Here is a 14287-nt window from a genome sequence, read left to right as displayed (position 1 = left end):
TGTGTCGTGTACTGCGGAGTGGTTAGTGGGTGCCGGTGGTGCCGGTCGTACCACCCGTGCCACCGGTGCCGCCCGTGCCACCGCCGGTGCTCGGCGGGGTGTTCTGGTTACCGTGGCTATCGCTGCCACCGCCGGCAACGGCCGTGGCGACTGCGGCTGCGCCAAGTACGGCAGCGCCAACATAGGCAGCCGTCAGGGTGCCGGCGGCGGCGCCCGAAGCACCGGCTGCGCCCGCTGCTGCGCCAGCCTGCGGGGCTGCTTCCGGAGCAGGAGCAGCCGGGGCCGGAGCGGTCTGGGCAAAGGTCTGGCCGATCATGGCCGTCATCAAAACGACTGCAAGCAACTTCTTCACGAGAACTCCATTCTGGTGGTCATTCGGGCACATCTAAACACAACCTTACCGGAAAATGAACGGGACGATCCTGATTCCCGATCGGTGACGGCCATCAAACTTGTGGCTATGATTGTAAGCTGAGCGCAAGAGTAGTGTTGCTATTTTGTGATCTGATTCACTTGACGGGTAAGGTGTTGCGCCTCCCGTCCAGATAACAAGATCGGCATACGACGCGTTTTTACAGGGGCCTGCCAGAACGACAAAGCTCGCGCTAGCGCGAGGCTTGCGCTTGGGCAGTGGATGCGTATCGGAAGAGTTGGTGTTTGTGTTCAAACGGATTTTGATCGTCTGCGTGGGGAACATCTGCCGTAGTCCTACGGCCGAGTACTTGTTCCGTCATCACCTTTCCACGGCTGGTGCTTCCATCGAGAGCGCCGGCCTGGGCGCGTTGGTGGGCAAGCCGATGGATGCACAGGCCTTGCAGATTCTTGGCGAACACAGCGTGGATGGCGGCGAGCACCGTGCGCGGCAAATCAGCACATCGATGCTGCGCGATGCTGACCTCGTACTGGCCATGGAGCGCGAACACGTCGCCAGCCTGATGCGCATGGCGCCCGAGGCCAGCGGCAAAGTGATGTTGCTGGATCGCTGGGGGCGAGGCGGCGACATTCCTGATCCGTATCGCCAGAGCCGCGAGGCTTTCGAACACGTCTACCAACTGATCGATCGTGCTGTGCAGAGTTGGTTGCCGTATCTGCGTACGTAGTGACGCGTGGAACCGGTAAGAAAGCGCCTTTAAAGCAGTATCGGAGAGTTCCGATATAAGGCCTCGCGAATTTCATCCATCCTAATCTGACCTTCCTGGACTAGCTCAGCATGACCGCAACACAGACCGCCGCGCCGCAAGACGACGAAATCGACCTGCGCGAACTGCTGGGCACGCTGCTTGATCACAAGTGGCTGATCGGTATCGTTACCGGCGTGTTCTTCGTGCTCAGTGTGGGCTATGCCGTGCTTGGCACCCCGATCTACGAGGCCGACGCCCTGGTGCAGGTGGAGCAGAAGGTGCCGGATCTGCCGGGCCTGAGCGCGATCACGCAGACGCTTGGTGCGTCGAGCTCGGAGGCGACCACTGAGATCGCGCTGATCACCTCGCGCTCTGTGATCGGCAAGGCGGTGAACGAGCTCAACCTGCAGATCGAAGTGGCGCCTTACCACTTTCCGATTTTCGGCGGCTGGGTGGCGCGTCACTTCGTACCGGATCAGCCCGCTGACGTGGCCTCGCCACTCATGGGCTTTAGCCGATACGACTGGGGCGGTTCCAAGCTGGACATCTTTCAGTTGAAAGTGCCGGCGTCGCTGGAAGAGAAAAAGCTCGTGCTCATCGCCGGTGAGCACGGTGGTTACACGCTGTATTACAGCGGCGACGTGATGCTGACCGGTCAGGTGGGCAATGTGGCCACCGGCCATGGCTTCACCATGCAGGTGCGCGAGCTGCGCGCCAATCCAGGTACCCATTTCACGGTCGTGCACCACACCGCGCTTGCCGTGGTCAATCAATTGCAGCTGGATATCAATGCCGCGGAGCAGGGTAAGGACTCGGGCATCATCCAGCTCATGTACGACCACGAAGATCCGGAGTTGGCGGGTGAGCTGCTGGACCATGTGAGCCAGGCCTACGTAAAGCAGAACGTCGAGCGCAACTCCGCTGAGGCTGCCAACAGCCTCAAGTTTGTGCGCGAGCAGCTGCCGCGCATCCGACAGGATCTGGACAAGGCGCAGTCCGCGTTGAATGCCTTCCAGACCAAGGCGCACTCGGTCGACATCACGCTGCAGACCAAGGGTTTGCTCGATCAGGTGGTCGCGATTGAAACCAGCATCCAGCAGCTGCGCATGCAGCAGGCGGACATGGAGCGTCGCTTCACCGCCGAGCATCCGGCGTACAAGGCTTTGCTTGAACAGATCGCCCAGCTCCAGGGACAGAAGAACGGCATCGACAAGCAGGTGGGTGGCTTGCCCGACACACAGCAGGAGCTGCTGCGCCTGACCCGCGACGTCGAAGTGCTCAATGCGACCTACACCGGCCTGCTTAACCAGGCGCAGCAGCTCGACATTGCGCGTGCCGGCACCGTGGGCAATGTACGCGTGATCGATCCTGCTGCCGTGGATATCTCCAAGCCGGCCAAGCCGAAGAAGGCGCTCGTTGCCTTGGGTGGCACCTTCCTCGGTGGTTTCCTGGCAGTGGCTTTCGTACTGGTGCGCCAGATGCTGAGCCGCGGCGTGGAAGATCCGTCGGCCATCGAGCAGTTGGGTCTTTCCGTCTATGCGTCGGTACCCAGCAGCGTGGCCGAGAAGCAGAGCTTCCTGCAGGGGCGACGCGGACGCACGGACGGCAAACAGAAATTGCTCGCGGTCAACGCGCCAGCGGACCTGGCCGTGGAAGCGCTGCGCAGCCTGCGTACCAGCTTGCACTTCGCACGCATCGAGGCCAAGAACAACATCCTCATGATCTCCGGCGCCAGCCCGGGGGCCGGTAAGACGTTCATCTCGTCCAATCTGGCTGCCGTGATCGCGAAGGGTGGCCAGCGCGTGCTGCTGATCGACGGTGACATGCGCAAGGGCGCTTTGCATACCGTGATTGGCGGGCGCCCCGACAAGGGCTTGTCTGAATTGATCGCCGGCCAGCTTTCCGTGGAAGACGCCGTGCGGCCGGTGAGCGATGTCGAAGGCCTGCACTTCATCTCGCGCGGCAAGGCGCCGCCGAATCCATCCGAATTGTTGATGCACGCCCGCTTTGCGGACCTGCTCGAGACGCTGAAGCCGAAGTACGACCTGGTGATCATCGATACGCCGCCGATTCTCGCCGTGACCGATGCCGCGATCATGGGACATCACGTGGGCACCAGCTTGCTGGTGATCCGCTTTGGCCTCAATCAGGCGCGCGAGATCGCGCTGGCCAAGCAGCGTTTCGAACAGAACGGCGTGCAGATCAAGGGCGCTGTATTCAACGCCGTGGAACGCAGGAGTACGGGCTACTACTCGTATGGTTACTACGAGTACAGCAGCAGTCCCGCGTAAGCAGGTTGAAGAAAATTCTTGTGGGAAATTGTGACCGGGCCTGCGGGTCCGGGTAGTACGAACAGTCTATTGGTTGCTTGACGTGCGATCAGAGATGATCTCGCGGCTCTTTCACGGGGGGAGTGAATGAGGGGCAATGAAAGCAAGTGGCGCAGCCCGATGGAAGGGTGGTCTTGCGCAGGTGATCCGCAGCAGCACCCAAGGTGGAGCCGCCGCGGAATTACAACGGTCGCAGACAGCTACATGGATGGAGTGCGGTGATGTTAACTATTCCAGGTCTTCCGCAGCTGAAAAGGGCGGAGTCCCATTTCTTTTCAAAATACGCAGCACTTCTGGACATCACGCTGCGAGTGAGCGACGTGTTCGTGATCACTCTGGTGGCGTTGGCAGTTTATCGACTGGAGTTCGGAAATCTTGAGATGGGCCTTCACTACACCTCCGGCTTGATGCGGACGGTGTTGGTTGCGCTTGTCGTCTTTCCTGCCGCGGGTTTGTATCGCAGCTGGCGCGGCGAAAACCAGCTGCAGGAAATCGTGCGCCTGTGGGCTGCATGGTCCGGCGTCATGGTCATTCTGCTGGCCATGGCGTGGGCGCTTAAGACCACTGATGCCTATTCGCGCATCGCAGCCAGTGCATGGTTCGTCGCCACGGGTGTCGTGCTCACCCTCGACCGCGTATTGCTGCGCTGGACGCTGGGCCATATCCGCATGCGAGGCGTCGACTCGCGCCGCGTGCTGTTGATTGGCAGCACGCAGGCGGGGCAGCGCATTGTTGCTGCATCGCGCGGCAGTGCATGGATGGGTCTCGATGTACTTGGCTACATCAGCACGCCGTACGACCAGGTGGATATTGCCGGCGTTCCCGAGCTCGGTGGTCTGCCTGAACTTGCCGCCAAGATCGCCGAGTACACGCCCGACCAGATTTGGATCGCGCTGCCCATGCGGGCGGAGGAGACGATTCAGAAAGTTCTCCAGTTGACGCTGGATACGCCGACGACCGTGCGTCTGGTGCCCGACTTCTTTGGATACGAGCTCATCAACCATCACACGGTGTCTCTCGCGGGCGTGCCCGTCATTACGCTGCGCTCGAGCCGGGTTGAAGGGCATGCAGGTATTTTGAAAGCGATCGAAGATCGGTCTATCGCGTTCCTCCTGTTGGTGCTGTTAAGCCCGCTGATGTTCCTGCTTGCACTGGGCGTAAGAGTGAGTTCTTCCGGTCCAGTCTTCTTCAAGCAAAAACGTCACGGCTTGGGTGGAAAGGAATTCGAGGTATTGAAATTCCGTTCGATGTGGATGCACTCCGAAGACCAGGGTGCAGTGACGCAAGCCAAGCGGAACGATGCGCGCGTAACTCGCTTCGGCCGCTTTCTGCGCTCAAGCAGCCTTGACGAACTTCCGCAGTTGATCAACGTGCTGCGCGGCGACATGTCCATTGTCGGGCCGCGGCCTCACGCGGTTGAGCACAACCATCACTTCAGCGAAAAGCTCCGCGGCTACATGCAGCGGCACGGAATGAAGCCTGGGATTACCGGCCTGGCGCAGATCAAGGGTTTCCGCGGCGAGACGGATACGTTGGACAAAATGGCCAGTCGTGTCGAGTGCGATATCTCGTACATCAAGCATTGGTCACTGTGGCTGGATCTCAAAATCATCCTGTCTACGCCCTATGTGCTCCTGAGGCGCAATAACGCCTTTTGAGCGTGGCATCGATGAGCACGACTCGTTCATCGATGTTGCCTTTGAACCCGCCTGGCATTGCATAGGATTCCAAGTTTCGATCCATCGTCCATTTGCCCCTATTAGTAGCTAAGTACATTCGCAACTGTGAAACGAGAAGTGGCCAGCCCAAACCGAAAAAGATACCCACACAGGTCAAAGTGGGTGGCCTCGCGTACTCTGCTATCAAGACGCGGCGATACGGGCTTGTCTGCAATTGTCGTTCATGGCATCCCCGCGTCTACTAACAGCCGACGCACCGGCTACACGGTCCATGGACGTGTCTTTCTGGGTTGCGTGGACCGCTCTGATGTCTAAACAGCGGTCATTCACTCACAATGTGGCCTGGAACCTCGTCGGGGCCGGCGTTCCGCTAGCCTTCGCCTTTCTTGCCATCCCCACACTTCTGTCTGGCTACGGCAATGCGCGTTTCGGATTCCTCACCATTGTCTGGTCGCTGATCGGCTACTTCAGCATCTTCGACTTTGGCATCGGTCGTGCGCTTACGAAGCTCGTATCGGATCGCCTAGGCACCAGCAGCACTGACGATATTCCCGATGTCACCGCCACAGGGCTGCGCGTGATGCTGATGCTTGGCGTCTTGGCCACGCTCATCATTTTGCTGGCAGCCCCGTGGCTGGTGGGGTTGCTTAAGATTGATGCGTCGCTGCTGGACGAGGCGATCGCCAGCCTGCGTGTTCTCGCCGTAAGCGTTCCGTTCGTCATTTTGTCTGCGGGCCTAATCGGTATCTTGGAGGCGCACGGGCAATTTCAATCAATCAACGTGATCCGCTTGGCGATGGGCCTTTTGAATTTCGCGGCGCCGTTGTTGATGTTGCACTGGTCGAACCAGTTGGTGCCGGCAACCATCTCGTTGGCTATCTCGCGCGTCATTACGACTATCTTGTACTTCTCACGAGTCAGACGACTCGAGTCCATCCACGCCTCTCGTGGCAGTTTCAAGAGGCACCACATCAGGGAACTGCTCGGCTTTGGCGGCTGGATCACTCTGAGCAACCTCATCAGTCCTTTGATGGCGCAAATGGACAAGATCGTGATCGGCGCCGTAGTCGCTCTGGCGCTGTTGCCCTTCTACTCCGTTCCCGCCGATCTGGTGAACCGCTTCAGCTTTGCGCCCATCTCGATGGTCGGGGTTTTCTTTCCCGCTTTCGCTGCAACATGGGCCTCTGGTAATTGCACCGCGATTCCGGACATGTATGCGGGCGCGAGTAAGGCCATGTGTGCCGCGTTGTTTCCAGCGGCGTTGTGCCTGTATGTCTTTGCGCCGGAAGGCTTGTCTCTATGGATGGGGCATGACTTCTCATCCCAATCCGCGCCATTGCTCCGCTGGCTTGCCCTCGGATTGCTTGTCAACAGTATCGCTCGGGTACCACACGCGCTACTCCAAGCTACAGGTAGGCCTTCGACCACGGCCAAGCTCCACATGATCGAGTTGCCAATCTACGCACTCGGACTTTGGCTGCTGCTTTCGCACTTCGGCATCCTTGGTGCGGCGATAGCTTGGACAGGGCGAATGGCTCTCGATTTCTTGCTGCTCGTGTTATGCGCCAATGCAGCTATTCCTGGGTTGGAGCGTCGCTCGGTGCTCGTTGTTGGTGCAGTGGTTGGGGGTGTATGCGTGATTTTGGGCGTGGGCGTGATGGGTTCAATTGTGCCAAGGGCGATTGCATGCGCTGTCATTTCCGCACTGAGCATCTTCTACGCGCTGCAAACCCTTGGCCGGATACGTCGCCATGATTGACGCAGGTAACATCCATGTCGAAGCAGCCGCCACAACGTTGGTGACGGTCACATATGCAGATCGCATGCACTTTCTCCAAGAGCTGCTACAGCGCGCTCTTGATACAGAGGGCATGGCCAATGCACTGGTCGTCAGTAATGCATCGCGCTCGGACCTCTCGTTGTTGGAGAAGAGGTGGGGCTCACGCATCCGAATCGTGCGGCTGACCGAGAACACCGGTTCGGCCAACGGCTACGCCGTCGGCATCCGGGCAGCTCTGGATGCCGGTGCAAGCTATCTCTGGCTCATGGACGACGACAACGCACCCCGACCCGGGGCGCTCCGCGTTCTGCATCTGAGGCTTGAGAAGCTCACCGCAAAGTTCGGGCGAGATCGGGCTGCCGTACTGGGCTTCCGTCCGGATCATCAGGCCGACATTGCTGCAGGTGTGGCCGCGTCAAAGGCCGTTCCTTTGCGCTCAAGTTTCATTGGATTTCACTATCGCCAGATCCCTTTCAAGATCTGGCGTAGGGTGACCCGTAAGCGCATTGGGTCAAAGGCGCCTGTCGAGAATGTAAGCCTGCCCTATGCGCCGTATGGCGGATTGCTCGCGTCGCGTGACCTTTTTGAACGCATCGGTCTGCCAAAGCGGGAACTGGTGCTCTACGCGGACGATACCGAGTACACCCACCGCATTACTTCCGATGGCGGAGTCATCGAAGTAATGACTGGAGCGGAGCTTGAGGACATGGAAGGCTCATGGAACTTGAAGAACCGGTATCCGAATTCCTTCGTCGGCTGGCTCAAGGGCGAGTCGGATTTTCGGGCGTTCTACGCCTTACGGAACCAAGTTTGGTTCGATCAAAACAAGTGGGTCACCTCAGAGTTCGAATATCGGATTAATCAAGTCATCTTTGTTGTCTTGCTGAAGTTTTACGCCATGTGCACGGGAAGGCAGGCGCGCCTGTGTCTTTTGTTGCGCGCCATTAGCGATGGGCAGGCATCGGTGCTCGGTATCAAACCTGGGCTTCCACTGTCATGAACATGATCTTCGCAGGTTTGTACTGCAGCGCCTGGGGTCGATGCGCTGGAATCGCTTCACTGTTGACACATGTGGACAGCTGGGCCACGCGTCAATTGCGCGAACGAATTGGCGATCAACTTGGGTTTATGGACTATTTGGTGACGCCGATCGCCGCATTGAAACCAGAGATCATCAGCTAAAGGCTTCTCTAGAACATGAAAATTCTATTTGTGCACGCACTTGCTGACCCGCATGCCGGTGGCGGGGCCGAAGTGACCCTGTGGACCCTGATGCGTGCAATGACGCGGCTTGGCCATGAGTGTGTGCTGTTGGCAGCTTCGGATAAGGAAGGATTGAAGAGAGAGGTTATCGACGGCGTCACCGTCTACAGCGCCAAGCTTCGGAATGTCTATCTCCCTAAGCACAACAAACAGCGACCAGCGCTGCAGAAGGTTCTCTGGCATGCACTCGATTCTGCCAATCCCTTTATGCAGGGCGTCTTGAAGGGTGTCATTGCAAGAGAGAAGCCTGATGTCGCCTCGGTCCATTGCTTGAATGGATGGTCGGTTCTGGCAATGCGGACGATCAAGCGTTCAGGAGTTCCTATCGTGCAAGTTCTGCATGGATACGAATACATCTGTGTTAAATCTACGATGTACTGTGGCGGAAAGAATTGCGTGTCGCAGTGCCAATCCTGCCACCTCTTTAGAATTCCGCACCGTGGCCTAAGCCGTTATGCGAATGCTGTCGTCGGGGTAAGTCGATTCACCCTTGAGCGCCATCTCACCGAGGGATACTTTCGCGATGTTGCCATCCAGCGTGTGATCAATAACGCTCGTGACCCTCTCAGTTTGGGTGTGCGCGCGACGAAAGCGGTACGTGCGCCGGATGGACCTTTGCGCCTCGGCTATATCGGGCGGCTCGATCCAAGCAAGGGTATTGAGCTGCTCATTGGGGCATTTCTTGAAGCGGGACTGGGCGAAGCGCAGCTGTGGATCGCGGGCAATGGTCAGCACGATTACGAACAATCGCTGCGAGACAAATGGGGGTCCGAACGCGTGAGGTTCCTAGGCAGGGTGGCACAAAGTGAGTTCTATCCGAATGTAGATGCCACGGTTGTTCCTTCTCTTTGGGAAGAGCCGCTTGGTGGCGTTGTTCGAGAAGGCATGGCATTTGGCAAGCCAGTCATAGGCTCGCGGCGTGGTGGTACCTCCGAGATGATTCAGGACGGGGTGAACGGATTTCTCTTTGAGCCGGATAACAAGGACGAACTCGTCGCGGCAATGAAGCGGCTTGCCAATGATCCAGGCCTGAGGGCGCGCATGGGCGACGCAGCTCGTGAATCTGTGCAAGCTTTCCTTGATCCTCTAAGTTGGGCAAACACATACATCGATCTATACACGGAAGTTTCTGGTGCGGTAAAGGCATGAGCCGTTCAAGGATGCAAGCCACCGGGCCGAGCATGTTTGGGAGCGAAGAAAGGTGATCGCCAAATACCCATCGGCACAGCGAAAGATGAATGCTATGGACCTTCATGGTGGGTCCGGGGGTAGTCAGGCCACGTCAACTCGACGCGGCGATATCTTCATCCTCAGCACACTTTTCTTGTTCTTGATATTCGAGGTGCTTCAGGGGCCGCTGCGCTACTACCTATCTGAGATTGGCGGGGTGGTTCTCGCTTATGCCCCCAAGGGCTTAATGGCGCTTGCCTTCTTCTTTCTCCTTATTAGAACCTTGTGGACGTTGCGGCTCGACAAGACTGTGATGGGAACGCTTGCCGGGTTCTCGGTGTGCGCATTGGTCGGGCTCTATTTCACACATGGCATCGGCCAGCCTGTGATGGGCCTTTTTGCGCTGATGCCCATGCTATTTGGCGTCATAGCCGAGCCCGCATTCTCTCGCCTCGGCGAGCGAAGCCTGCGGTATGCCCTTGTGCTCTGGCTATGCGTGGCCGTGGGCGTGGGCTTAAACTTTTTCCATTCGATGCCATGGACCGGGTTCACCTACCAGTTGGGTGATGCTGAGGTGGAGGTGTCCCGCGACTGGAGTTACTTCGGAGTCGAGCGTATCGCAGGCTTCGCTAGAGCCTCTTTCGAAGCTGCCATGCAGTTGCTTTTCCTCGGCCTGGTTTGCTCGATCTTGGTACGCAGCAAGCTCATCGCACTCATAGTTTGGATATCAACGGGAATCCTCATCGCCGTTACGACGACGAAGACGACACTGGGACTGTATTTCTTCCTCACCATGTTGTTGCCGTTAATGGTCCCGCGCGCCGCGCCGAGCATCGTCAAGCGTGTCGTTGGGCCGATAGTGCCTTGGATCATGGCCCTTATTGGGGTCCTGCTACCGGCAAGCACCCTGGTTTCGAAGATCGGCGCGAGTTTTGCCAACCAAGATTCCGGCACCCTTCTTGTTTCGTTTGGGATGCGGCTGGCGCAGATGTGGCCAGACACCTTCACCCTGATTTTCAAGCACGGCAACGCGATCCTTGGGCGTGGGCTCGGGGGGATTGGCTCTGCACAGAAAATCTTCGAGCCCGACCTCTACTCACCCGCCGACAATCTGTATTTGTACCTGTACGCCGTGTTTGGTGTGTTCGCGCTGCTCCTGATTTGGGTGTTCACCCGCGCGGTGAGTCGCCTGAAGTTCACGGGTAATCGCATGAGCACGCTTTTCTGGTTTCTCGGGGTGTCCATTCTGATGGAGGGTTGGACAGTGAGCTGTATCGAAGGCGGTACCACAGCTCTGGCAACCGGCCTCACTGTCGCCTTCAGCATTCGATTGGGCAAAAGTGCATTTGTTCATCGATCAGTGGATGCGTCCCTGCGCAACCTCGAAAGCGTGCCACAGGCATGAACGGAGATCGGTGGTGGGCTCAAGGCTTGTTGGCGCTACTGGTTGCGATAGCGTCGTGCGCGTGCACGGTGTCTGGCGGGGAGGCGCCATCGTTGTTGCCAAGCGACGTGTCGCAATTCATTGTGCCTGCCGGGTCCGCCGTCACACTGGGGTTTCAGGCGGATCCGATCGCGTGCCAGACAAGTCTTGCTTATGTAGTTCAGGACTATGCCGGGGTAGAAGAGGCCTCGGGCAATGCTAAATGCAGGTCCGGCAACACAGTTGAGCTCTCGGTCAAGCTCCATCGCGGATATCACGAGATCCGTTATCCAGCGCTCAACTCAACTTTCGGGGTCATCGCGCTGGACCAGGTGAACGAGCCGGTTGGTGCCTTCTTTGGCATTGACGCTGCTTTCTCATACTTGGAACTGGCTGCCGACAAGCGTGCGCAATTTGTCGGCCAGTTGAAGCGCCTAGGCATCGTGTCGGTGCGCGATCGCATCAGTTGGAATGAATTGCAGCCTGACCAAGAGGCGTGGAATGGCAGTGGACGTCACCAGTTTGACGATCTTCGTAAACTCTACGCCAGACAGGGAATCAAAGTCCTCGATGTATTGCAGGGACTTCCTGTCGATCCACCTGGCTACTTCCCATCCTCTGACGCGTCCGTGTCGATGATTTCGCAGGTCGCTACGCGTTGGGGAGCAGTCTGGAACGGCGTCGAGGTCGCAAACGAGCCTGATCACAATCGCGTGTACGACAAATTGACGGTGTCCGAGCAGGACGTGTATCAGAGACAGTACGCAGACTATGCATCGCTTGCCTCAAGAGGGATCAAGGATGTCGCGCCAACCGTGCCCATCGTTGGCGGAGCGTTTGCGTTCGCATTGTCGGGTGACAAGATGGACTCGTCCAGGTTTGCCGATGGTGTGGCCGCAGCTGGGCTTACGCGCTCAGTGGATGCCATCAGCTTCCACACGTACGTCGATCCGAGGACGCTACACAGGGATATTGGGTCGTATCGCGAATGGCTCCGGCGTTCAGGGGCGCCGGACATGCCGCTTTGGATTACCGAAGCGGGATGGCCTTGGAAGCGAGGACCGGGGCGCCCCCCGCTCGATCAAGACCAGGCATCCGCACTTCAGATAGCCGGCAAGGCGGTCGTTGCGTATGGAATGGGCATCGAACGCTACTACCCATTCGTCTATCCGTACTACGAAGAGAAAGAGAAGAATTTTGGCATGACCGGCAAGGAAAGGACGCCGTTACGCAGCTTGGCTGCTTACGAACAGGCAGCCAAGACGCTTTCGGGCTCGCGTGCCATATCGTCTGTTGGGCATCTATTTGAAGACGGTGTTGGCGCTCTGTTCAAGACGCCGAATGGTGCGGTGCTGGTGATATACCAGAACGCATCCAGAAGTACTCATCCTTGGCTCAGAGTTCCCTTTCCCGTGACGAAATGTGAGGGCATTGACGGGAGAGATCTGAAGGTGGTCGACGACCGCGTCCCCCTTTCTGACGGATTGGTCTACATCTGGATATCCGATGCGGACATATCTAAGGCGAGCGAAATGCTGGAGAGAACAAGGTGAGCGATCTTATTGTTGCCGCTGACCTTCGGTGGCCAAAGGGGACGGGTATCGGCGTGTGCGCGACCGAGTATCTGGCTCGCATGCCAGTCGACATGTCTTCCTGCGCCTTGCAGCTCAGGAGCGGCATTGGCCACCCGGTTTCTCCCTTCGAATTGGGGGCAAGGCTTGCGCTGCATCGGAAAAAACACCACGTGTTCTGGAATCCTGGCTTTGTTCCCCCCGCTTGGTCGCGTGCTCCAAGCGTGGTGACGGTCCATGACCTGACACACCTGCATTTCTATTCGTCGCTGCACGTACGTTATTACAACACCGTGTTCAGGCCAATGTACCGGCGGTGCTCCGCGGTCGTCTGCGTCTCCGAATACACGCGTAGCGAATTTCTTGATTGGTCAGGCATGGATCCCGGCCAGGTACATGTCGTGCACAACGGCGTTTCGTCGCGATTCAATGTCCAGGTGGAGCCGTATCGTCCCGGCTATCCGTACATCCTCTACCCGGGAAATATGCGCAGCTATAAGAACGTAGAGATGCTCCTGCGTGCCTTTACGCAGTCGTCATTGCGCGCGCTCGGATTGAAAGTCGTTCTGACGGGGACTGGGACGCCAGAGGTGCTGGCTACGATCGCAGCCCTAGGGATTGCCGAAGATGTGGTGTTCCTGGGTTTTGTTCCCGACGACCATCTCCCAGGGTTGTATCGCGGCGCGTCATTTACTTCATTTATCTCACTATACGAAGGATTTGGCCTGCCAATCATCGAGTCGATGGCCGTTGGCACGCCGGTACTAACGTCGAACGTTTCGTCCATGCCAGAGATTGCAGGCGACGCGGCTGTCATCGTGCCACCTCGCGATCTTGGCGAAATAGCCAATGCGATGGAGGGGCTCGTGTCGGACTCCGCATTGCGCGTCAATTTGGTGGCCAAGGGGCTTGAGCGAGCTGCAACGTTTTCATGGGACAGGGCGGCCACGCAGGCCTGGGACATAGTTCGTTCCGCTGCCCGTCAACGTTGAGCATTCAAGGCTGGATAGACGACGATGATTGAGAATAAGAATCCCGCCGGTATCGTGCTGATGGCTACGTACAACGGTCGCGCACATGTGATCGATCAGGTCAATTCCGTGCTGTCCCAGCATCACGTGCATCTGAGACTTATTGTTGGCGACGACAACTCGGCAGACAACACGGTCGATCTGCTTAAGCGCCTTGATGCAAGTGATTGCGTACGCATCGTTCAATACCTGGAGCCTTCGGGAGGCGCGGGGCAGAACTTTCTCCGCTTGATTCGAGACGTGGACTTGGCAGATGTGGACTTCGTGGCGTTCAGCGACCAGGACGATGTTTGGGGACCGAATAAACTGTCACGCGCGATTGCGATGCTCGACAGCCAGTGTGCCGATGGCTATTCCTCAGCTGTCACTGCATTCTGGCCAGATGGTCGCGAACTGGTGCTAAGCCAGAACTCGAACCAGACGGATCTCGACTTCTTGTTCGAAGGAGCCGGCCAGGGCTGCACCTTTGTATTGCGTGGTGAATTTGCCAGGCAAGTACAGCGGTTTGCGCTCGAACATCGAGAGTTGCTCGGTTCAATCCATTACCACGACTGGCTGGTTTACGCAGTGTCACGCACGTTGGGAAAGCGCTGGGCGTTCGACCCAGAACCTTCGATGCGCTATCGCCAGCACGACGGCAATGACACCGGCGCGCGAGGTGCATTCGCGGGTGCCAGGAAGCGCATGGCCCTGATCAGCAACGGATGGTATGCGAACCAAGTACGGCAACTGATCGCGGCGGTTTCAGCGTTGGACGATGCGAATGCCGCGATTCCTTCGGATTTTTGCTCCATCTGGAGACGACCGCGAGGGCTTAGGCGTCGCGCGCAATTGGCGCGTGTGCTTTTCAAGCGTGGGCGCCGACGCTCCTCCGACCGTGCCGTACTTGCCGTCGCGGCCCTGTTGGGCTGGCTCTGAA

Annotated in this window: 12 protein-coding genes; 11 read left to right on the top strand and 1 reads right to left on the bottom strand. The window is 57.9% G+C overall.

Annotated features, from left to right (window positions below):
- Positions 1 to 22: 22 nt before the first annotated feature.
- On the bottom strand, positions 23 to 352 hold the full coding sequence (locus AC1DKY_RS14450) for a hypothetical protein (RefSeq protein ID WP_441604464.1): 330 nt from the start codon (positions 350 to 352) through the stop codon (positions 23 to 25).
- Between the two features lie 307 nt (positions 353 to 659).
- Between AC1DKY_RS14450 and AC1DKY_RS14445 the strand changes: the two genes are divergently transcribed.
- From AC1DKY_RS14445 to AC1DKY_RS14395, 11 genes are all read left to right on the top strand, one after another.
- Positions 660 to 1100, top strand: a complete 441-nt coding sequence (locus AC1DKY_RS14445; protein ID WP_441604463.1) for a low molecular weight protein-tyrosine-phosphatase — start codon at positions 660 to 662, stop codon at positions 1098 to 1100.
- 110 nt (positions 1101 to 1210) lie between these two features.
- Complete coding sequence (locus AC1DKY_RS14440) at positions 1211 to 3412, top strand: polysaccharide biosynthesis tyrosine autokinase (protein WP_441604462.1); 2202 nt, start codon at positions 1211 to 1213, stop codon at positions 3410 to 3412.
- A gap of 260 nt (positions 3413 to 3672) precedes the next feature.
- Positions 3673 to 5109 (top strand): undecaprenyl-phosphate glucose phosphotransferase, encoded by a 1437-nt coding sequence (locus AC1DKY_RS14435; RefSeq protein ID WP_441604461.1) that lies wholly within the window; start codon positions 3673 to 3675, stop codon positions 5107 to 5109.
- A 328-nt stretch (positions 5110 to 5437) separates the two neighbouring features.
- Positions 5438 to 6889 carry a flippase gene (locus tag AC1DKY_RS14430; protein WP_441604460.1) on the top strand — a complete coding sequence of 484 codons (1452 nt, stop codon included), beginning with the start codon at positions 5438 to 5440 and terminating at the stop codon, positions 6887 to 6889.
- A complete protein-coding gene (locus tag AC1DKY_RS14425) occupies positions 6882 to 7910 on the top strand; it encodes a glycosyltransferase (RefSeq protein WP_441604459.1) in 1029 nt (342 codons plus the stop codon). Before AC1DKY_RS14430 ends, AC1DKY_RS14425 begins: the two co-directional genes overlap by 8 nt.
- Positions 7907 to 8092, top strand: coding sequence for a hypothetical protein (locus tag AC1DKY_RS14420; protein WP_441604458.1), 186 nt, complete (start codon positions 7907 to 7909; stop codon positions 8090 to 8092). The genes AC1DKY_RS14425 and AC1DKY_RS14420 overlap by 4 nt, the downstream gene beginning before the upstream one ends.
- Before the next feature lie 15 nt (positions 8093 to 8107).
- Entirely contained in the window at positions 8108 to 9322 is a 1215-nt protein-coding gene (locus AC1DKY_RS14415) for a glycosyltransferase family 4 protein (protein WP_441604457.1), read from the top strand.
- Between the two features lie 52 nt (positions 9323 to 9374).
- Positions 9375 to 10748 (top strand): hypothetical protein, encoded by a 1374-nt coding sequence (locus tag AC1DKY_RS14410; RefSeq protein WP_441604456.1) that lies wholly within the window; start codon positions 9375 to 9377, stop codon positions 10746 to 10748.
- 107 nt (positions 10749 to 10855) lie between these two features.
- Entirely contained in the window at positions 10856 to 12319 is a 1464-nt protein-coding gene (locus AC1DKY_RS14405; RefSeq protein WP_441604455.1) for a hypothetical protein, read from the top strand.
- Positions 12316 to 13329: a glycosyltransferase family 4 protein gene (locus AC1DKY_RS14400; protein ID WP_441604454.1), complete on the top strand. Its 1014-nt coding sequence runs from the start codon at positions 12316 to 12318 to the stop codon at positions 13327 to 13329. The genes AC1DKY_RS14405 and AC1DKY_RS14400 overlap by 4 nt, the downstream gene beginning before the upstream one ends.
- A 24-nt stretch (positions 13330 to 13353) precedes the next feature.
- Complete coding sequence (locus AC1DKY_RS14395) at positions 13354 to 14286, top strand: glycosyltransferase (protein ID WP_441604453.1); 933 nt, start codon at positions 13354 to 13356, stop codon at positions 14284 to 14286.
- The last annotated feature ends 1 nt before the right edge of the window (position 14287 follow it).

The organism is Dyella sp. 01N448 (assembly GCF_056399225.1).
This window is presented reverse-complemented; position numbering and strand designations above follow the sequence as displayed.